Source organism: Paratractidigestivibacter sp., from assembly GCF_963660155.1.
GTDB lineage: Bacteria > Actinomycetota > Coriobacteriia > Coriobacteriales > Atopobiaceae > Paratractidigestivibacter.
In genome coordinates this window covers 1-20,389 of record NZ_CAVKWG010000045.1, presented here as the reverse complement: position 1 = coordinate 20,389, position 20,389 = coordinate 1, and the positions used below count along the sequence as shown (strand labels likewise).

The window sequence follows — 20,389 nt, the reverse complement described above, 5'->3', positions numbered from 1 at the left end:
GGGCAACAGTCCTGAGGAGCCCAAGCTATGGAAGACGCAAAGAACAAGACCGCGCGGATCGTCGTGCGCGCCACGTGCGCGGCGCTGATCGTCGGCGCCGTGGCGGGGTACAGCGCCGTCGTCTCGGCGCAGGAGCAGCGTGCGGCCGAGGCCGTCACCGCTGCCCGGGAGGCGGGCCAGCGCGGGCCCTTCCTCAAGGACGGCGTGTTCGAGGGCACGGCGCGCGGCTACGGCGGCCCCACGACGGTCTCGGTCACGGTCGAGAACGGCTACGTTAGCAAAATCGAGGCTGTCAAGGAATACGACGACAGCCCCTACTTCGACCTTGCCTCGACCAACCTCTTCACGGCGGTCGTGGCCCAGCAGACGCTCGACCTCGACACCGTGTCGAGCGCCACATTCTCGAGCCGCGGCATCATCAACGCCATCAATAACGCGCTGGTCGCAGGCGGTGCCATTGAGGGCGAGAAGGTCGGTGCCTCCACGTCTTCCTCCACGGGCGCCCACTCAACCTCCGAGCTGAAGAAGCTCGCCGCCGACCGCGCGCAGCAGGAGGCGCCCGAGTGGTACGAGCTCACGATCTCGGACCTTCTCGGCGCGGGCGAAGACGCCTCCGCGAGCGCCTCGAGCACGGGTAAGTCCTCCGGCAACGCCGGTTTCGCGGGAGGCCGCTGATGGATAAGAAGAAACTGCCGGGCGGCCTTACCCGCGGCCGCGTCGCTCGTTTGTGCTCGCAGGCGGCCTTCTTGCTGCTCGCGCCCCAGGCCTTCTCGGGCGCCTTCTCGGGGGCGAAGTCCGTGCTCGTCTCCATCGGGGCCGGCAAGGCGGCCGAGATGACGAGCTTCGTCGCGCTGCTTCTGGGCCTGTGCGCCTATACCTTCGTGTTCGGCCGCTTCTTCTGCGGCTACGCATGCGCCTTCGGGACCTTGGGCGACGCGGTGTTCCTTGTTGCCGAGTCCGTTCGCAAGAAGATCGCCGGCGGCAAGGCCCGCGCTCGAAAGCCCCTCGACGAGAAACTCGAGGGGCGCCTGCGCCTCGTCAAGTACGCGGTGCTGCTGGCGGTGCTTCTCGCCTGCGCCCTCGGGGCCTCCGCGGCGATCTCTGGCGCGAGCCCCTGGACCGCGTTCGGGCGCCTGTGTAACCTGCAGCCGGACCAGATCGGCGTCGTGGGCGGCGCGCTGCTTTTGGCCGTCGTCGTCGGTATGGCCCTGCGCGAGCGCTTCTTCTGCGAGTTCGCCTGCCCCATGGGGGCCATCTTCTCGCTTTTGCCGCAGCTTCCGTGGGCAAGCCCCGCGCGCGACATGTCCGTCTGCAACGGCTGCGGCAAGTGCCGCCGCGGCTGCCCCGTGGGCATCTGGCCTCCCGCCGGCGACGCCCAGGTGGGGGAGTGCATCCGCTGCGGCCGCTGCGAGGAGGGCTGCCCGCTTTCCTGCATTTCCTCGGGCAAGCTTCCTGGCGCGGGCGAGAAGCCCAAGGGCGCGCGCGACCTCGCCGTGGCCGTCATGGCAATTATCTTGCTCGCGCTGCTGTGGGCCTGCGGCGCGGTCCACTTCCTGCCGGAGGCCCCGTGGGTGTAGCGCCCGGCGGCGCGCACGGGATGGCCGTTGTGCGGACGCTTGCGTGCGACACTCTCCTTACTTGCAAGGGCCTCTGCGAGCCGGGGCTTCTCGAGGCCGCGGTCGACCGCGGCCTCGCGCTGGAGGCGACGCTCTCCCGCACCGCGGGCGGAAGCGACGTGAGCCGCATGAACGAAGCGAGGGGGGAGTGGGTGGAGATCTCGGCCCACACCGAGCGCCTGCTTAAGGCCGCCGTTGCGCTCAGCTGCGCCACCGGCGGCGCATTCGACGTCGCGGTGGGCCCGGCGAGCGCGCTGTGGGACTTCCGTGAGGGCGCGACTGTGCCCGACGGCGCCGCTCTCGAGGAGGCCTCGCGCCACGTGGACGCGGGCCTCATCGAGGTCCATGAGGGGCTGGCGCGCCTGCTCGACCCCGAGGCCCGCGTCGACCTCGGCGGAATCGCCAAGGGTTATATGGTGGACGAGCTCGTGGGCTATCTTCGCGAGGGCGGTTGCGAGCAGGGCATCGTCGACCTCGGCGGCAACGTCAGCGCCTTCGGCGAGGTGCCCTCCGGCGGCGCCTGGTCGGCCGGTGTCGCCGATCCACTCGCGGCGGGGAGCCTCGCGGCCACAATCGAGCTCACCGACGGGGCCCTGGCCACGAGCGGCGTCACCGAGCGCGCCTTTAGGCGGGACGGTCAAGCGTATTGGCACATCCTCGACGCCAGGACCTGCCGCCCCGCGAGCACGGACATCGCGAGCGTCTCGGTCGCGGCGCCGAGCGCGTTTCTTGCCGAGTGCTGGTCGACGCCGCTTTTGATGATGGGCGCCGAGGCCGCGCTTGCCTTTGCCGAGAGCAAGCCCCTGCTCGAGTGCCTTATCGTCATGCTTTCCGGTGAGCGGCTCCAGACATCCGGCGGGCGCTCCGAGCTTTTCTAGCCGAGGCGGGGCCCCGGGGGCTTCGGCGATGACGGCCGTGCGCGCCGACTCTTCGCCACGCGCGTCTCTCAATGGGTTGTTGCCTAAACCTAACTTGTGGCGTTCAGCCTATTGCGTCCGTTTGGAGTTAGCGGTACCTTACTCCTTGATTATTGAGTTTACGCTAGCCAACTTCTCGTCGGTAAGCGGTGTCAAAACGCCTGCCGACGAAAGAACACAAGGAGGCAATCATGTCCGATGAGGCAATCATGAGCGGCGTGGCCGCCAACGCGGGCGCGCCCGTCAGCATGGCCGGCGCCCTTCCCCTCGCCATGCTCGGCGAGGACGAGTGCGCCAAGGTCGTCAAGATCAAGGGCGGCGCGGAGCTCAAGAAGCACCTCACCGACCTGGGCCTCGTCGAGGGCGCCGAGGTCACCGTGATCTCGCGCGTCAGCGGCGACGTCATCGTCAACGTCAAGGGCGCACGCCTCGCGCTCAACCGCACCATGTCGTCCCACGTCATGGTCTCTCTCTAGGTTCGTCTCCCGCCTTGGGCGCCCTCGCGGCGGCCCAGGACGGGGTCGTGCGTTTTTTGCAGGTGCCGGCTGCAGGAGGCCGGCAAAGAGGAAAGGGTTTTGATGGCAACTCTTAAGGATGTGAAGGTGGGGCAGAGCGCCAACGTGGCAAAGCTCACCGGCACGGGCGCCCTCAAGCGCCGCATCATGGATATGGGTCTCACTAAGGGCGCCCACGTCTACGTCAACAAGGTGGCTCCCCTCGGCGACCCCATCGAGGTCACCGTCCGCGGCTACGAGCTCTCCATCCGTTTGGACGAGGCCGCATTCGTCGAGGTCACCGACATCGCCGACGGGCAGTAGGCGAGGGTTCGCGGGTTCTTTGTCGCGAACCTCTTTTTAAGGTCAGTGAGTTACCTATTTCTAACTTCTGACCTCGGGTTTTATCCCCAAACGTGCCAAATTGCAAGATTCCAGAAAGGCTAGGAATGGCAGAAACGTTCATCGGTCTCGCAGGAAACCCCAACTGCGGCAAGACCACCCTCTTCAACGAGCTCACCGGCTCCAACGGCTACGTGGGCAACTGGCCGGGCGTCACCGTCGAGAAGAAGCAGGCGAAGTACCGTGCCGACAAGGACGTCACCTTCGTCGACCTCCCCGGCATCTACTCGCTCTCCCCGTACACGCCCGAGGAGATCGTCTCGCGCGATTACATCGTCAACGAGCGCCCCGACGCCATCATCGACCTTATCGACGTGACCAACCTCGAGCGCAACCTCTACCTCGCCACCCAGATCCTCGAGGCCGGCCGACCGGTCGTCGTGGGCCTGAACATGTGCGACCTGCTCAAGGAGCGCGGCGACAAGGTCGACGTGGCCAAGCTCTCCGAGCGCCTGGGCTGCCCCGCCATCGAGGTCTCGGCGCTGCACAACACCAACATCGACGCGCTGGTCAAGGCCGCCCGCGAGGCCAAGACCCCGGCCACCGGCACCAAGTGCTTCTCCGCCGAGGTCGAGGAGGCCCTGGGCAAGATCGCTGAGAAGATCTCCGGTAACTGCGCGCCCGAGCTCGTCCGCTGGTACTCCGTCAAGGTCTTTGAGCGCGACGCCGAGGCCATCAAGCCGCTGAACCTCACCTCCGAGCAGAACGCGACCATCGAGCCCCTTATCGAGGCCGTCGAGACCGCCCGCGACGACGACTCCGAGTCCATCATCACCTCGGACCGCTACGACTGGATCTCCGAGACGATGGCCGAGTGCGTGGTCAAGGCCCCCAAGAAGCTCACCACCTCCGAGAAGATCGACAAGGTCGTGACCAACCGCTTCCTCGGCCTGCCCATCTTCGTGCTCATCATGTTCCTCGTGTACTACATCGCCATCTCCACGGTGGGCACCGCCGGTACCGACTGGGTCAACGACAACCTGTTCGGCGACGGTTTCTTCGTGAACGGCGCCTCCCAGGAGCAGTATGAGGCCGACACCGAGACTTGGGGCGAGAACCACTACGCCGACCAAGTCGCCGGCTTCGTCAGCGCCGCCGAGGCCGACGGCGTCGTGACCGCCGACTCCGCGGCCGAGGTCACCTCCGCCGTCGACGCCCTCAAGGAGGACCCCGACGACGTCGTGTCCGGCGTCATCGTCGAGGACTTCGCCGCCGGCACCGCCAAGGCCAACGTTGTGGCCACCGACGTCACCATCACCGACGAGGACGGCAACCCGACGGACGAGACCATCGACTCGGTCGACACCACCGCGTTCCTCAACGCCGTCGAGGGCGTGCAGTCGGAGCCCGCTATGGCCGATTACGACGGCTACGTGCCCTCCGTGCCCATCGCCGTCGAGGGCTGGCTCGACAACATCGGCGCCTCTCCCATGGTGAAGTCCCTCGTCATCGACGGCGTCATCGGCGGCGTCGGCTCCGTGCTCGGCTTCATCCCGCAGATGTTCGTCCTGTTCGTCCTGCTGTGCTTCCTCGAGGACTGCGGCTACATGTCCCGCGTCGCCTTCGTCATGGACCGCGTCTTCCGCCGCTTCGGCCTCTCCGGCAAGTCCTTCATCCCGATGCTCATCTCCACCGGCTGCGGCGTCCCGGGCGTCCTCGCCACCAAGACCATCGAGAACGAGAAGGACCGCCGCATGACGGCCATGCTCACCACGATGATCCCCTGCGGCGCCAAGACCCCGATTATCGCGCTCGTTATGGGCGTCCTCATCGGCGGCTCCGACGCCTGGTGGGTCGCCCCGATGTTCTACTTCCTCGGCATCGCCGCCATTATCATCTCGGCCATCATGCTGAAGAAGACCAAGCCCTTCGCCGGCGAGCCCACCCCGTTCGTCATGGAGCTCCCCAACTACCACTTCCCGACGCTCAAGTCCTGGTGGCTGCACGTCTGGGAGCGCGTCTCTTCCTACATCAAGAAGGCCGCGACGATCATCTTCGCCGCCTCCGTTGTGGTGTGGTTCCTCTCCAACTTCGGCTTCGCCAACTGGGACGGCGGCAACGGCGCCTTCGGTTACCTGCCTGAGCTCGAGGGCGCGGGCGACGAGGCCAACAACTACTCGCTGCTCGCCATCATCGGCGGCGCGCTCGGCTTCATCTTCGCCCCGCTCGGCGCCGACCACTGGCAGGCCGTCGCCGCCTCCATCAGCGCCCTGATCGCCAAGGAGAACCTGGTCTCCACCTTCGGCACGCTGTACGGTCTCGGCGAGGTCAGCGAGAACTCGCTCTCGCTGTGGACCGGCTTCGCGGCCATGTTCACCGACGCCTCCGGTGTCCTGCACGTCGGCGCCATGCTCGGCTTCGTTGCCTTCAACATGCTCGACGCCCCGTGCTTCGCCGCCATGGGCACCATCCGTCGCCAGATGGACGACTCCAAGTGGTTCTGGTTCGCCATTGCCTACCAGTGCGTCTTCGGCTGGATCGTGGGCATGATCATCAACCAGCTCTGGGAGCTCTTCGTGCTCGGCAACTTCGGCGTCTGGACCGTCATCGCCTTCGCGTGCCTGGCCGCCATGCTCTTCCAGCTCTTCCGCCCGACGCCCAAGTTCGAGGAGACCAAGGCCAAGATTCTGACTGACCTCAACCAGGCGTAAGACCCCCACGTTTTCCCGCAGCCTGCTTAAGCGCGAGCCCTCCTCTCCCTCGCGCACATAGCAAGCGAACAGCGCGCCGCCGACGTTCCCCCTTGATTGCGCCGGCGGCGCGCGCCTTATGCCTATGCCTTGCGCCCACGTCAGATTTGGAGCTCCTACTCGATGATCAGCCTGACCGACATTCATGAGTCGCGCGGCGGCGCGCCTGTGCCCGAGTTCGCTGGCGTGCGTGTCTGCGCCGTCGGCACCGGCGAGAAGCACTCCCTCGCCCGTGTGGTCGACGACGCGACCGGGCAGGGCCTGAGCGTGCTCATCCGTTGCTGTCGCGGCTCTTTGGCCGCGGGCTCGGGGCATGTGGGTGTCGGCATGTGCCTCGAGTGGGACGCCGCCGACCCCGCCCGCGTCGAGGAGTCGCCGATGCAGGCCATCGCCGTTGTCACTGCGCTGCCTGGCGAGAGGACCTCCGCCGGAGTGTACAGGCGCGGCTCGCTGGTCTGCCGCGCGTTCGACGACGTCGCCGTCGCGTGGCTCTCGGGCGACGACGCCGCGCTGGCCTCGCGTGTGGCGGAGCTCGTGGGATGCCTCTCCGATGAGTCCGTGCGGTCTGTGCAGCACGCGCGGCAAAAAATCGCCTACGGCGCCCGAGGCGCCATGGACGACCATATGGCCGCCCCGCTCACCATTCCGCAGCTCGCCGAGATCTGCGCGACCTCGCCTACGGTGCTCAAGGAGTCGTTCCGCGGCGAGTTCGGCCTGCCCGTCTACGAGTGGTACCGGCGCCTGAGGATGCTTCGCGCCTCCGAGCTTCTGTGCGAGGGCGCGGCGGCGGTGGGGGAGGTGGCGGCCAAGGTCGGATACTCGAACCCCTCCAAGTTCGCCCGCGCCTTCTGTGATTGCATGGGGGCGGCCCCTTCCGTCTTCAAGCAGATGTGAAGTGCGGGGTGCCCATGCAGCAAATGCCGAAGCATTTAGTTAACTTCTTGAGTTAGCTTCGGTTGATGTTAGCTGCGGTTCGTCTAAATGGAGCATTGCTAATTATTCGCCGTAAACAAGGACATAATTGGCTTTGGCAATCCGTCAAGCCATACGTTGTTAAGGAGAACATCATGAAGACTGGTTGGTTTGTTGCTGCCGGCGCCGCCGCTGCCGGCGCCGTCGCGGGCCTCGCTTCCTCCGGCCTGCTCCACAAGGCCGCCGTGGCCACCACCTGCGTCGGCATGAAGGTCGCCGACGCCGTGACCGCCGAGACCCAGCGCGTCGTCGACGATGCCAACGATGTCGCCGCCGAGGCCCGTCGCCAGGCCAAGATCGACGCCGGCGTGGCCGATCGCCTGGCCGCCCTCGAGGCCGAGATCCGCGCCGAGGTCACTGCCAAGGTTGACGCCGAGGGTGCCGAGGCCTAAAGCATGGTCTTCGACATCGCCTCGGAGCTTCCCGGGAGGCTTCGCCTGCGGTGTGGCCGCAACCTCTTCGACGACGAAGAGGCGCGCGGCGTCGCATACGAGTTGATGGGCCTCGACGGCGTCCGCACCGCCGAGGTCCACGCTTCTGCGGGCTCCATTCTCGTCACATTTGAGCCCGAGCGCCGCGACGCCGTCCTGGCGGCCGTGCGGGCGCTCGACCCGCTCGACCTGCCTCGCGCCGAGGTCGGCCTGGGCACGCGCGAGGGCGCGCTCGAGATCAGCCTCGAGAACAACCGCTTCCAGGTCGAGGTGAGCAAGCTTTTGCTCTGGCGCGTGGCGAAGCGCGTGCTGCTCCCCATGCCGCTGCGGGCCGCCATCACGAGCGCGCGGGCCGTGGGCTACGTGCTCGAGGGGTTGCGCCACCTTCTTCGCGGTGAGGTCAGCGTCGAGGTGCTCGACGCCTGCGCCATCGCGACCTCTTGCATGCGCGGCCAGTTCGCTGAGGCCGGGACCATCAGCTTCTTGTTGCAGCTCTCGGGCCTTATGGAGGAGCACGTTCAGTCGCGCGCCCACCTGGCGCTGCGCGACGGTATGGTCGTGCGCTCCGAGTCCGTGTGGGCCGTCGTCGACGGGCAGGACGTGCTCGTGCGCACCGAGGACATTCGCCGCGGCATGGTGCTTCACCTGGGCGCGGGGCAGGTCCTTCCCGTGGACGGCACCGTCGTCGAGGGCGCGGGCGAGATCGACCAGTCCTCGATGACGGGCGAGAGCGCCCTTGTCCGCAAGGGGGCGGGCTCCACCGTCTACGCCGGCACCGCGCTCGAGCACGGCGACCTCAAGGTGAGCGTCACGGCGCCCCCGGGCACCGCGCGCATCGACAACATCGTGAGCATGGTCGAGGAGTCCAGTGAGCTCAAGGCGAGCGCCCAGTCGCGCGCAGAGCGCCTGGCGGACGGTCTCGTGCCCTATAGCTTCCTCGCTTTCTTCGGTATCTGGGCCCTTACGCGCAACATCAACAAGGCCATGGCCGTCCTCATGGTCGACTACTCGTGCGCCATCAAGCTCTCGACGCCCATCGCCGTCATGAGCGCGATGGACGAGGCCACGCGCCACGGTGTTACCGTGCGCGGCGGCAAGTACCTCGAAGCGCTTGCTGCGGCCGATACCGTCGTCTTCGACAAGACAGGCACGCTCACCAACGCCACGCCCGCCGTGAGCCGCATCATCAGCTGCTCGGACGCGACCGAGGACGACCTGCTTCGCCTCTCGGCCTGCATCGAGGAGCACTTCCCGCACAGCATGGCGCGCGCCATCGTGGGGGAGGCCAGGTCCCGCGGCCTTGCGCACGAGCGCGAGCTCCACGCCGAGGTCCGCTACGTTGTCGCACACGGGATCGCCACGCGCGTCGACGGCGACAACGTCTGCATCGGGTCCGCCCACTTCCTCTTCGAGGACGAGGGGGTCGAGAAGCCCGAGGGGCTCGACGACCTTCTTGCTGGCGAGGCGGGGGCGTCGTCCACGATTTTCGTGGCAAAGAACCAGGTGCTGTTGGGCTGCATCTGTATCAGCGACCCTCCGCGCTCCGAGGCCAAGCAGGTCCTGCGCGACCTGCGCGCGCTCGGCTTCTCGAACCTCGTGATGATCACGGGCGACTCGGAGGGGTGCGCCAAGCACGTGTCCGAGGAGCTTGGGCTGGACGGCTACTTCGCCCAGGTCCTGCCCGAGGACAAGGCCTCCCATGTGCAGCGCCTTAAGGACGAGGGCCACACCGTCGTCATGGTCGGCGACGGCATCAACGACTCGCCGGCGCTCGCCGCGGCCGACGTCTCGGTCGCCATGTCCGACGCGAGCGACATCGCCCGCGCCGTGGCCGACGTGCTCGTGCACGACTCGTCGCTCGAGTCCCTCGTCACCATGAGGCTGCTCGCGCAGCGGCTCATGGGGCGCATCCACGGCGATTACCGCTTCATCGTCGGGTTCAACACGGCGCTCATCGCCTTTGGCGTGGCCTCGGTCATGCCCATCACCACCGCGGCCTACCTGCACAACGTGTCCACGCTGGGCATCGCGGCGCTGAACACGACGCCTCTGCTCGCAGGGCCGCACCTCGAGGCCGCAGACGAGCCTCACGGCTGCGGCCGCGCCGCGCTCCCGGCCCCCGCAGCGGCGTAGCGACGTAGCGGCGCTTTTTCGGCCGCCTGCAAGCAGCCCCATTTAACCCCGCCGCCAGCACCCTCCCAAAGTTCGGAAGGCTTCCAAACTTTGGGGGGCTTCTTGTCAAGAAACGCACAAGCGATTTACCTGCGGATATACAACTCTTAACCGAAGTTCGGAAGGCTTCCGAAGTTTGGAAGCCTTCCGAACTTTGAGGGAGCGGTCTTGCTCGCGGCGGCGGACCGGGTCTTTCTTGCGGCTACAGGCCGAGCAGGAGCGCGGCATCCAGGGCCGTCACGACGACGCCTATGGCGACCAGCAGCGCCTTGAGTGCCGGTGAGTTCGCGTGTTTGCCCATGACGCGCGGCGAGCTCGTGAGCCGGATCTGCACGAAGATGGTAATGGGCAGCTGGAGGCTCAGCAGTGCCTGGCTCCACACGAGGCCCTCGAACGCGTCGGTCACGGCGAGGCACCCGCCGATGCCGACGGCAAAGGCGAGCACGACCCCGAGCGACGAGTGGCGGTCGTGGATGTCGTACTCCTCCCCGAACATGCCCGCGCTGATGGTGCCGGCCGCCATACCGGCGGTGACGCTGCTCGAGAGCCCCGCAAAGAGCAGCGCCGCGGCGAAGATCGCCGAGCTCGCGGGCCCAAGGATGGGGGAGAGCGTGACCGCCGCCTTAGCGAGGTCGTCCACGACGACGCCGCGCGTAAAGAACGTGGCCGCCGCGAGTATCACCATCGCCGAGTTGATGGCCCAGCCGACGCCCATCGAGAAGAGCGTGTCGAAGAGCTCGTAGCGAAGGCGCTCGGCCACGATCTTGTCTCCCTGGGCCTCATAGTGGTTGGCCTGGACGACCTCGGAGTGGAGAAACAGGTTGTGCGGCATGACGACCGAGCCGAGGATGCTCACGATGACGGTCACGGACCCCGCGGGCATGCTCGGGACGACCCAGCTCGCGGCCGCCTCTTGCCAGCTTACGTCCACGAGTGCGATCTCTGCCAAAAACGAGAGCCCGACGATGCTCACGAAGGCGACGATCCATCGCTCGATTCGCTTATATGAGCTGGTAAAGAGCATGGCGATCGAAGCCGCGGCCACGAGCGCTGCGCCTGTGCGCAAAGGAAGGCCAAAGAGCATCTGGAGCGCGACGGCCCCGCCCAGCACCTCCGCCATAAGGGTCGCCGCGGTGGCGGCATAGGCGCTGCCGAGAACCGCGCGGGCGAGCGGCCGCGGCAGATGGGCCATCGTCGCCTCCGCGAGGCAGGCCCCGGTGGCGATCCCCAGGTGCGCCGCGTTGTGCTGCAAGACGATGAGCATGGCGGTCGAGAGGGTGACGACCCACAGCAGGCTGTAGCCGAATTGCGATCCCGCGGCCATGTTGGACGCCCAGTTGCCGGGGTCTATGAATCCGACGGTCACGAGGAGCCCAGGGCCGATATGGCGCAGGATCTCGAGGCCGCCGTGCGCGCCGGTTCGCTCGGCGCTGAAGTGTTCGCGCAGGTAATCAAGCATTTAAAGGCTCCAAAAAAAGAGGAGTGAAGGCTTAGAAGTTAACCAAGGCTAACATTAACACCTCGCCACACCGCGTCGCCGCGCGCCGCGCCTTCGCCTTAATTCCTACTCAAAAAGAGGGAATTGTGTGCATTATGTGTTAGCCGAGGTTTACACTTCAAGTTAACCCAAGTGAACTTATTCTAATAACAGCAACACGATGCACCGCACAGCGTCCCCCTCACGCCGGCGGTTGACCGGGCGGGAAGTGCCCCCACACGACCCGCGCTCGATTCCGGGCATCATGATGTTAACTTCGCCACGAGCGGAAGCGGACCCTCTCCCCGCACCGGCTCAAGGCCAAGGCAGCGCCGCCGATCTCCCAGGGTCGGCGGCGTTTTTGCGTCGCGGGCCGGCCGGGATGCGCCTGCGAGCTGCTGCGCGTTTTATGGTTGCGCACAAGTTAGCCATGGTGTACTCTCTTGGTCGGAAGAAGTAAGTCAAAGTTAACTAGCGTCGGAAGGCCGATGGGAGGCGCAAAATGGGGCAAGGGATCGACGGCATCGTCATCGACCCGCGCGAGGCTTCCTCCATGGAGGAGTGCGTCGAGTCCGAGTTCGTGCGCACCCTGGTCGCGCAGGCCGGGCTCGTCATCTTCGGCCAAAAGCCCGCCGCCGTCTTCGGTTTCACGCCGCGCGCGTGGAAGCGGGGAGATGCGCGCGCCAAGCGCTCCCTTTCGGCCAGGCTCTTCTCAATCTACGCGCGCGAGACCGAGCGCTATGGCGTGAGCCTCGTCTGGCTCGCGAATCGCCGCGACGCCGGTACGATGCTTCTCGCGTGGCGCCCGACGGAGGTCGAGACCGTCCTTGCCGACAAGGCCACCCGCGCGCTTCTCGCCGAGGTGGGCCTGCCCGTGGACTCGGCGCATGGCCTCATGTCCGCGCTCGTCGCCCGGCTTCGTTCCTATTACGCCGGCCGCTCGGATTTTCCCCATGAGCTGGGGCTTGTTCTCGGCTACCCGGTCGAGGACGTCCGCGGCTTCATGGCCGACGGCGGCCGCGGCGCCAAGGTCGTCGGGCGGTGGCGCTGCTACGGCGACGTCGACTCGGCCGAGCGCCGCTTCAGCGAGCTCTCGCGGGCCGAGCGCGCTTGCAAACGTCTTTATTCCGAGGGGGTTCCCATGAGGGAGCTCTTGCGGATGGGTGCCGCCTGATTCAAATAAATCGCAGGTGGTAGAGGGTGCCCGCAAGGGCCATACATAGAAGGAGTTACGCATGAGCAAGATTGCAGTCGTTTATTGGACCGATTCGGGCAACACCGAGGCCATGGCCAACGCCATCGTCGACGGGGCCGCCGCCGCGGGCGCCGACGCCAAGGCGGTCCTCGTCTCTGAGTTCTCTGCCGACGACGTCGCCGCCTTTGACGCCCTTGCCTTCGGCTGCCCCGCCATGGGCGCCGAGGAGCTCGAGTCCGACGAGTTCGAGCCTGTTTGGGAGGCCTGCAAGGAGGTCCTCGGCGACAAGCCCGTGGCGCTCTTCGGCTCTTACGGCTGGGGCAGCGGCGAGTGGATGGACACCTGGAAGGACGACGCCGAGTCTGCCGGCGTCAAGGTCATCGACGCGCTTATCGCCAACGACGCCCCCGACGACGAGGCCACGAGCGCCTGCGAGGCCCTCGGCAAGTCCCTTGCTGAGGCGTAAATAGAGCCTCCGAGCTGCACTTCGTTTAATCCTGCCCCATGTCGAGGAACCCTCTCCTCCTCAGACTAGGGCCATCTTCGCGCCGCCTGCAACCCCTCAGCAGGCGGCGCCTTTTCTTGCCGCGACCTTGCGCCGGGCCACGCCTTTTCCTCGCCTCGCCGCCCCTTGGTGCGCAAGTGATGCACGACACGCGTATCTTGTGCCTTATAAACAAGAACCGGCCGCGAGGCCAGCAAATACAGGAGAGAACCATGAACGACCAGACCCTCGAGAACGATCGCCCCCGCCACGGCCTGGCGCTTATCGCCGCCGCGTTAGTCTTCGCCCTCGTGCCGGCGCTCGTCCTCGGCCTCCTCTTCCCCTCGATGGCCCGCGCCGACGAGGCCTCCGCGGCCGAGGCGCCTCGCTACCTCGCCCTCGGCGACAGCATCACCTGGGGCTATGAGCCGGGCGACGTGCAGCTCAAGGATTGTTTCGCCAACCTGCTCGCCCAGAAGAAGGGCTACGCCGTCGAGAACCGCGGCATCGTCGGCAACACCGCGGCCAAGATGAAGAAGCAGCTCGCAACCGGCGAGCTCGACGAGTCCATCAAGTCCGCCAAGGTCATCACCATCACCTGCGGCGGCAACGACCTCCTGGGGGTCGTCTACAACAAGGCGGCCGCGCTCTACAACAAGCAGAACAAGAAGGCCGAGCCCCTCACCGGCGAGGACGTCATCGACATAATGGTCGCGGGTCCCGGCTCCGATAGCCGCTACATGTCCGTCCAGCTCGCCGTCTACTGCGCCGTCGCGACCGGCAAGATCGAGACCTCGCCCGAGTTCCGCTCCGCCCTTAACGCCTTCATCTCCGACCTGAACGACGTCACCGCCCGCATCAAGGAGCTGAACCCCGACGTCAAGATCTACCTGTCCACCCAGTACAACCCCTATGCTCACTTCTGCGGCACCTATAAGGCCATCGCCCCGCGCCTCGATGTCTGCGCAAGCCGGCTCCGCGACGCCGTCGTCGCCAACGCCCGGACCGGCGGCTACACTGTGGCGGACGTCTACGCAGCCTTCGGCGGCCGCACGGCCGAGCTCTGCAACGCGAGCGAGAACCCGATGCAGCTCGACTTCCATCCCTCCGCGGCCGGCCACGTCGTCATCGCAGACGTGTTCGCCGAGGTTATGCCCGACGCCTCGGAGCTGGCCTAACGTCGCCAGGACGCAAACCAGCGCAAAGAGTTCCCACGGCTCAAGAGAAGAGCGGCCGGCGATGGCGCGATGCCTTCGCCGGCCGCTTCACGCGACGCGCATATATGCCCGGGCGAGCCCTACTTCTTGGCCTTGCCCTGGTTGGCCACGGCGTCGATCTTTGCCGCGATGGTGGCCGCATCGCCGATGTAGCGCTTGTCGACCACGTTGAAGTCGGCGTCGAAGGTATAGACCAGGGGCACGCCCGTGGGGATGTTGACCTCGAGGATCTCGGCGGGCGTCATCTTCTCGAACTTCATGACGAGCGCGCGCAGCGAGTTTCCGTGGGCGGCGATAAGCACGCGCTTGCCCGCCAGCATCTGCGGGCGGACCTCGTCTTCGAAGTAGGGCCAGGCGCGCGCGATCGTGTCCTTCAGGCACTCGGTCAGCGGCAGCTGGTCGGGCGCGACGTCGCGGTACTGCTCCTGCGTGTGCGGGTCGCGGTCGTCGCCGGGCTTGAGCTCAGGCGGGCAGATGTCGAACGAACGGCGCCAGATCTTGACCTGCTCGTCTCCGTGCTCGGCAGCGGCGTCGGCCTTGTTGAGCCCCTGCAGGGCGCCGTAGTGGCGCTCGTTCAGTTTCCAGGACTTCACGACGGGCAGCCACTCGCGGTCCATCTCGCCGAGCACCAGGTTCAGCGTGTGGATCGCGCGCTTGAGGCGGGAGGTGTAGCAGACGTCGAAGTCAAAACCGGTCTCGGCAAGGGCGCGCCCGCCCGCGGCCGCCTCGGCGCGGCCCGTCTCGGTCAGGTCGACGTCGGTCCAGCCCGTGAACAGGTTCAGCTTGTTCCACTCCGACTCGCCGTGGCGAATGAGCACCAGCTGCATGGTCCTGTCTTCCATAAAGTTCCTCCTTTGGATCGTATGCAGATGGCATAAGTTTACCTAGGCTAACACTGTCTTATCAAGCCTATTGCGCTCGTAGTTATTTCTCGCCGTCGAGAAGGGTATAGTTGCCGTGAGCTAACTATCGTGAGGGGCAATCCATGAACATCGCCGACATCGCCGTTGTTGCCGTGATCGCGGCCATCATCTTTTTCTCGGTCCGCTCGCTGCTTCGTGCGAACAAGAACGGCTGCTCCGACTGCGGCGGCTCGTGCTCCGGCCACGACTCGGGCCATTGCTCCAAGGCCGACCAGATGCTCGCCGACGCGAGCCGCGCCCTGCGCAAGTAGGGGAGGCGCAGCTGAGCGCAAAGCCCGCGGCCGCCTGCGGTTTGGGGACAGTCCGCTTTATTAGTTTGCGCTGCCGTCCTGCCTGCGGTTTGGGGACAGTCCCCTTTTTGCACACGAACCGTCGCTTCGAGCAGTTTGCCCAATGGTTCGGCGACGAGGCCGCAGCGACCATGCGCGTGCAAAAAGGGGACTGTCCCCAAACCGCAGGCAGGACGCCTTGCGGCGCTATCACCGCTCGCCGGACTGCCGTGGCCGCTCCCGTATTTGGGTAACAAGGGCGTAACACGCGTGTGGCAACGTATCAGGCGTTTATTTGAATCTACGGCCGACCCCGAGGAGGAGTCTGCATGAGCACTGAGAGCGACATCGATTTCGTCCTGCGCACCGTCGAGAAGCGCGACATCCGCTTCGTCCGCCTTTGGTTCACCGACGTTTTGGGCAACCTCAAGTCGTTCGCCATCTCGCCCGAGGAGCTCGAGGAGTCCTTCGAGGAGGGCATCGGCTTCGACGGCTCGTCCGTCGACGGCTTCGCCTCCCTCGAGGAGTCCGATATGCTCGCGTTCCCGGACCCCGACACCTTCAGCATGCTGCCCTGGCGTCCGAGCGACGAAGCCGCCGTGGCCCGCGTCTTCTGCGACGTCTACACCCCCGACCGCAAGCCTTTCGAGGGCGACCCGCGCGCCTGCCTCAACAAGGTCTTCACCGAGGCCGACAAGAAGGGTTTCATCCCCAACGTGGGCCCCAAGCTCGAGTACTTCTATTCCGAGAGCCAGATCGAGCTCGTCCCTAGGGACGACGCCGGCTACTTCGACCTCACGCCCATGGACAACGCCAACGACCTGCGTCGCCAGACGACGCTCATGCTCGAGAAGATGTCCATCCCGGTGCAGTATTCCTACCACGCCAACGGCCGCTCCCAGAACGGCGTCGAGCTTCGCTACACCGAGGCCGTGAGCTGCGCGGACAACATCATGACTGCCCGCCTTGTCATCAAGCAGCTCGCTGCTCAGCAGGGAATGTACGCCTCGTTCATGCCCAAGCCTCTGGCCAGCCAGCCCGGCAGCGCCATGTTCCTCTACCAGTCGCTGTTCGACCACGACGGCGAGAACCTCTTCTGGGCTCCCAAGGAGGAGAACGACGCGCACCTCTCGCCGATCGCGCGGCACTACATCGCCGGTATCCTCAAGTACGCGCCCGAGTTCACGCTCATCACGAACCCGACCGTCAACTCCTACAAGCGCTTCATCTCGACCGGCGAGGTCCCCAACTACGCCACCTGGGGCCGCAAGAACCGCTCCGCGCTCGTGCGCATCCCGGCCCACAAGCCCGGCAAGCACTCCGCGACCCGCATCGAGCTGCGCAGCCCCGACCCCACGGCCAACCCCTATCTGGCTCTTGCGGTGACCATCGCCGCCGGCCTCAAGGGCATCGAGGACAAGCTGGAGCTTCCGGCTGAGTCCACCTGCGACACCTTCCTTCAGACCGAGGAGGAGCTCGCCGCCCAGGGCATCGAGCGCCTGCCGCGCACCCTCGGCGAGGCCATCGAGAAGTTCCGCTCCTCCAAAGTCATGCGTGAGGTCCTCGGCGATCACATCTTCGACTACATCGTGCGCGAGAAGAAGCTCGAGTGGAACGATTACTGCACCGCCGTCACCGACTGGGAGCGTGACCACTACTACGGAGGCTATTAGCGACTAGCTCCCTGACCTGCGGGAACGTCTGCTGCGCGTCTCAAATAGTCTCAATCGGACACGACTAGCCGCGCCACGGGCGCGCCGAGAAGGCCCAGGACATGGCCTGGGTTGGCGTGACCATGGAGACGTGGGAGATCGGCGCAAGTGGTACGGCAAGGACGAGCGTGCGGCCAAGGAGCGTGCGCGGGGGCTGGGCAGCGCGGATGCGGCAAGCGGGGGTTCCGCGGCGGAAAATACTACCGCATGATTCTTTATGCAACGTAGGGGGTACTTATGTTCTCCCATTTCATCGTGCTGATATACTCGTCCCATTAGGCCGGTTATGAGATGGAGCGCGAATGGCTGCGGAGGTCAACATCTATTGCGACGAGAGTCGCTACTCTAACCCAGAAGACCCTTATTTGGTCATAGGTGCCGTCAAATGCCTGCGCGGCAAGAAGCGCGAGATTGTGGGCGAGCTGAACGCGATAAAGCGGCAATACGGCATCGGAGGGGAGTTCGGCTGGAAGTCGGTCTCGAAGAACAAAAGGGACTTCTATAAGGCGGTTATCGACTGGTTCATCGGTTGCGACGACCTCTTATTTCGCTGCGTGGTCGTAAACAAAAAGAACCTATGGTCGGCTGACGATGAAGACGGGTTCTACGTCGCATATCACCAGCTCCTTTATCACTGGCTTGCGACTAACAGCACATATCACATCTACCTCGACAAGAAAAAGAACTCTGCTAAGCGAAGGGTTGAGACGTTGCGCGGGAAAACCGAGCTGCGCATGCCCGATGGCTGCTGCCTCGCCTGCATGGAGGAGGTTGAGTCGCATGAGTGCGCTCTGGTACAAGTGGCCGACCTTCTGATCGGATGCATGGGGTATGAATGGAACGAACACACCGAGCCAATGCGGTTCCCGGACGCCAGTCCTTTCAAGGCGGAGCTGTGTGCCCATCTGGCCCATCGGTTGGGAAGGCCGTCTCTGCACTTCTCTACATGGGCATCCGAATCAAAGTTCAACGTCTTCGCCTTTGGGGAGTAGCCGATGGGCTACAAGATGGGGGCAGACGGTCTTCTTGACTTCTCCGATTGCGAGAACGACGGGGAGAAGCTCGATCAGTGCTGGGATTATTTCGTCGAAAACCTGAGCAACGTAGAGGTGGTCGCTTTCGACGACAAGCTTGTCCGGGGCTTCACCGAGGTGAGTTTTGAGCATATAGTCTCGGGGAGCTCGAACAAGTTCGACGCCGCGCTAGACCACGACATTCCGTTTGTCGAGTGTCGCGCCGCGAGGCTTCCTTTGATTGCAAAGGTGATCAAAGGAGAGCTTAAGTCGCAGGTGTATCGCATGAGCTACCGTCGCGGCAAGAAGACTACTGTTCGCCGTGTGCTTACGGTAATAGAGATCGAGCATGAGTACTATGTTGTAGTGCTTGACGAGGCGAAGGACATCTATAGGATTCGTACGGCCTTCCCAGCAAGCAAGGGATACTATGATCGGTGCATCCGCGGACAAGGGACCAACGCGGGAATATGGCACAAAGCATGAAAAAAGCCCCGGATTTCGGGCTCCGAGGCAGGCCGTATCATAAACCATCGGTAAATGATTGCTTCCATACTACCCCACGGCGGGGCGGCCATTCAAGAGGTGGAGGTGAATCGTCGCCGTTTTCGAGCAATGGCTTTTGAGTCCCCTGGCTGTTAAAAACCGGGAGCGCTACATCCTAAAGCCGAGAACTCTTGTCATGGCATGTTCTGATCAAAAGTACGGCATTTTGGGTCGAGCTCTTTTACTCACAGAGAATCATGATGGCATGTTTGGCAGCGACCATCTGCTGAGAATTTATCCCAACGCCGCAAAGATCCGGACCGGCTACCTCTTGGCTTTCTTGAATAACCTAACCGTTGGCAGGCCGTCTGTCGTCCGTTGTGCATACGGAACGTCGGTGCCTCAGCTCAGCCCTGTCGACATCAAGAAGATTCGTGTTCCCCGTCTTGATGTGGACATCGAGTCCGCAACCGCTGACCTTATGGACAAGAGCGTAAACACCTCGGCCAAGGCTGACCGACTTGAGAACGAGGCGACGAAGCTGGCGCAGGAGCAGATCGACCTTGCCATTGGAAAGGTCGCCTCTAACAGTTAGACGAGCAGCCTTGTGGCTCATCCATACCCTCACTTTGTAACGGCCCTTTAACCTGAAATCCCTGGTTAATGGGCCGGTTTGTTTCTCGGCTCACACAAGAGAAAGGACTGCCCTGATAGCAGGCGGCGCGCATCCCAACGCAGGTGTCGCAACCGACGGCGAGCATCTCGGCCGTGCTGAACAGCGGCCGTCGCATGGGGCGCGCGGGGCGCAGCGCCAAAAAGGCCATGATTCCCAAGATTCAAGTCTTGGGCCTAGGCTATTAGGCCAAAGGGCCGCAGGAAGGCACGGCGCCTAGCTGTGCATGCCGCCGCTCTACACCATGCGTTTCGCAACACGCGCTGCGTAAACACCGACCTAAATATTTCGAATGCGCCCCAGTTCAGACGTATTGCGGCGCAATTTGTATTTTGCTGTGTAATTCAGTTAATGTGCCGGCAATGTGCTAACCTTAGTTTTAGTTTTTGCTGTTTACGTGAGGGGGCCAAGGGTGCACCACAAGAACATCCTGCTCATTTCTGCCACGACCCGCTTGCACGATCGCATGCGTGAGCTCTCTCACGCAATCGACGTCTCCATCGCGCTCGCCAACGAGTCCACGTTCTCGCAGGCCGTCAGCTCCGGTCACGAGTTCGACCTCGTTATTCTCGACTCCGAGGGCATCGGTCAGGACACGCTGAACGCCGTCGACTCGTTCGTCGCGGACAACGGCTTCATCCCCATGCTGCTGGTCCAGGACGCCGATAAGCTGGCCACGCTGCGCATGCCCACCCAGGGCAAGAACGACTTCATCGTATCGTCAGCCAATGCCCCCGAGTTCGAGATGCGCTGCACCCTGCTTCTGTGGCCCGGCGAGGAGAGCGCTCCCGCCGACATCGTCAGCGTCGACAACATGACCATCAACCTGGCTACCTACCAGGTCTACATCGACGAGAAGCCTGTCGACCTCACCCTCATGGAGTACTCGCTGCTCAGCTTCCTCGCCACGCACCCCTCGCGCGCCTACTCGCGCGAGACCCTGCTGCACCGCGTGTGGGGCTTCGAGTACTGCGGCGGCACCCGTACGGTCGACGTCCACATCCGACGTGTCCGCTCCAAGGTAGGCCCGCAGGTGGCGAGCCACATCGTCACCATCCGCGGCGTCGGTTACCTGTTCCGCGTCTAAGATCGGACATCTGCGGCCCTCCGGGGCCGCTTTTTTCTTGTGGTTGGGGAAGGCTGCATTTTGAGGCAGATGCCTTTGCGCTCATGAACCTCAATGTCTGCAAGATGGCCCAACGATTCGGCGACCAACTCGCCGCCACGACTCGTGTGTGCAAAGGTG

20 protein-coding genes are annotated in these 20,389 nt (G+C 64.6%); 18 read left to right on the top strand and 2 right to left on the bottom strand.

Annotated features, from left to right (window positions below; all coding sequences use genetic code 11):
- The first annotated feature begins 27 nt into the window (after window positions 1-27).
- From U5709_RS08450 to U5709_RS08410, 9 genes are all read left to right on the top strand, one after another.
- The gene (locus U5709_RS08450) at window positions 28-675 is read left to right on the top strand and encodes an FMN-binding protein (RefSeq protein WP_321973199.1); all 648 of its coding nucleotides are present in this window, start codon (window positions 28-30) and stop codon (window positions 673-675) included.
- A complete protein-coding gene (locus tag U5709_RS08445) occupies window positions 675-1,577 on the top strand; it encodes a 4Fe-4S binding protein (protein ID WP_321973198.1) in 903 nt (300 codons plus the stop codon). The genes U5709_RS08450 and U5709_RS08445 overlap by 1 nt, the downstream gene beginning before the upstream one ends.
- Window positions 1,568-2,494: an FAD:protein FMN transferase gene (locus U5709_RS08440; RefSeq protein WP_321973197.1), complete on the top strand. Its 927-nt coding sequence runs from the start codon at window positions 1,568-1,570 to the stop codon at window positions 2,492-2,494. Before U5709_RS08445 ends, U5709_RS08440 begins: the two co-directional genes overlap by 10 nt.
- A 230-nt stretch (window positions 2,495-2,724) precedes the next feature.
- Complete coding sequence (locus U5709_RS08435) at window positions 2,725-3,009, top strand: FeoA family protein (RefSeq protein WP_321971202.1); 285 nt, start codon at window positions 2,725-2,727, stop codon at window positions 3,007-3,009.
- 102 nt (window positions 3,010-3,111) lie between these two features.
- Complete coding sequence (locus U5709_RS08430) at window positions 3,112-3,351, top strand: ferrous iron transport protein A (RefSeq protein WP_321971201.1); 240 nt, start codon at window positions 3,112-3,114, stop codon at window positions 3,349-3,351.
- A gap of 125 nt (window positions 3,352-3,476) precedes the next feature.
- Window positions 3,477-6,080: a ferrous iron transporter B gene (gene feoB, locus U5709_RS08425; RefSeq protein ID WP_321973196.1), complete on the top strand. Its 2,604-nt coding sequence runs from the start codon at window positions 3,477-3,479 to the stop codon at window positions 6,078-6,080.
- A 162-nt stretch (window positions 6,081-6,242) separates the two neighbouring features.
- Window positions 6,243-7,013: an AraC family transcriptional regulator gene (locus U5709_RS08420; RefSeq protein WP_321971199.1), complete on the top strand. Its 771-nt coding sequence runs from the start codon at window positions 6,243-6,245 to the stop codon at window positions 7,011-7,013.
- A 173-nt stretch (window positions 7,014-7,186) separates the two neighbouring features.
- The gene (locus tag U5709_RS08415) at window positions 7,187-7,483 is read left to right on the top strand and encodes a DUF1490 domain-containing protein (protein WP_321971198.1); all 297 of its coding nucleotides are present in this window, start codon (window positions 7,187-7,189) and stop codon (window positions 7,481-7,483) included.
- Between the two features lie 3 nt (window positions 7,484-7,486).
- Complete coding sequence (locus U5709_RS08410) at window positions 7,487-9,655, top strand: heavy metal translocating P-type ATPase (RefSeq protein ID WP_321973195.1); 2,169 nt, start codon at window positions 7,487-7,489, stop codon at window positions 9,653-9,655.
- A gap of 241 nt (window positions 9,656-9,896) precedes the next feature.
- Here the strand turns inward: U5709_RS08410 and U5709_RS08405 are convergent, their stop codons facing one another.
- Window positions 9,897-11,153 (bottom strand): Nramp family divalent metal transporter, encoded by a 1,257-nt coding sequence (locus tag U5709_RS08405; RefSeq protein WP_321971196.1) that lies wholly within the window; start codon window positions 11,151-11,153, stop codon window positions 9,897-9,899.
- A gap of 520 nt (window positions 11,154-11,673) precedes the next feature.
- Here U5709_RS08405 and U5709_RS08400 point away from each other — a divergent pair.
- The 3 genes from U5709_RS08400 (at window position 11,674) to U5709_RS08390 (ending at window position 14,028) form a co-directional block, all read left to right on the top strand.
- Window positions 11,674-12,345: a DUF3793 family protein gene (locus U5709_RS08400; protein ID WP_321971195.1), complete on the top strand. Its 672-nt coding sequence runs from the start codon at window positions 11,674-11,676 to the stop codon at window positions 12,343-12,345.
- A gap of 61 nt (window positions 12,346-12,406) precedes the next feature.
- On the top strand, window positions 12,407-12,832 hold the full coding sequence (locus tag U5709_RS08395) for a flavodoxin (RefSeq protein ID WP_321971194.1): 426 nt from the start codon (window positions 12,407-12,409) through the stop codon (window positions 12,830-12,832).
- A gap of 251 nt (window positions 12,833-13,083) precedes the next feature.
- On the top strand, window positions 13,084-14,028 hold the full coding sequence (locus tag U5709_RS08390) for an SGNH/GDSL hydrolase family protein (protein ID WP_321971193.1): 945 nt from the start codon (window positions 13,084-13,086) through the stop codon (window positions 14,026-14,028).
- 119 nt (window positions 14,029-14,147) lie between these two features.
- Here the strand turns inward: U5709_RS08390 and gpmA are convergent, their stop codons facing one another.
- Window positions 14,148-14,909 carry a 2,3-diphosphoglycerate-dependent phosphoglycerate mutase gene (gene gpmA / locus U5709_RS08385; RefSeq protein WP_321971192.1) on the bottom strand — a complete coding sequence of 254 codons (762 nt, stop codon included), beginning with the start codon at window positions 14,907-14,909 and terminating at the stop codon, window positions 14,148-14,150.
- 143 nt (window positions 14,910-15,052) lie between these two features.
- Between gpmA and U5709_RS08380 the strand changes: the two genes are divergently transcribed.
- From U5709_RS08380 to U5709_RS08355, 6 genes are all read left to right on the top strand, one after another.
- The gene (locus tag U5709_RS08380) at window positions 15,053-15,241 is read left to right on the top strand and encodes a FeoB-associated Cys-rich membrane protein (protein WP_321971191.1); all 189 of its coding nucleotides are present in this window, start codon (window positions 15,053-15,055) and stop codon (window positions 15,239-15,241) included.
- 347 nt (window positions 15,242-15,588) lie between these two features.
- A complete protein-coding gene (locus tag U5709_RS08375; RefSeq protein WP_321973194.1) occupies window positions 15,589-16,932 on the top strand; it encodes a glutamine synthetase family protein in 1,344 nt (447 codons plus the stop codon).
- A gap of 341 nt (window positions 16,933-17,273) precedes the next feature.
- On the top strand, window positions 17,274-17,963 hold the full coding sequence (locus tag U5709_RS08370; protein ID WP_321971189.1) for a DUF3800 domain-containing protein: 690 nt from the start codon (window positions 17,274-17,276) through the stop codon (window positions 17,961-17,963).
- A gap of 3 nt (window positions 17,964-17,966) precedes the next feature.
- The gene (locus tag U5709_RS08365; RefSeq protein WP_321971188.1) at window positions 17,967-18,470 is read left to right on the top strand and encodes a hypothetical protein; all 504 of its coding nucleotides are present in this window, start codon (window positions 17,967-17,969) and stop codon (window positions 18,468-18,470) included.
- A 397-nt stretch (window positions 18,471-18,867) separates the two neighbouring features.
- On the top strand, window positions 18,868-19,065 hold the full coding sequence (locus tag U5709_RS08360) for a hypothetical protein (RefSeq protein WP_321971187.1): 198 nt from the start codon (window positions 18,868-18,870) through the stop codon (window positions 19,063-19,065).
- A 490-nt stretch (window positions 19,066-19,555) separates the two neighbouring features.
- On the top strand, window positions 19,556-20,230 hold the full coding sequence (locus tag U5709_RS08355; RefSeq protein ID WP_321971186.1) for a response regulator transcription factor: 675 nt from the start codon (window positions 19,556-19,558) through the stop codon (window positions 20,228-20,230).
- The last annotated feature ends 159 nt before the right edge of the window (window positions 20,231-20,389 follow it).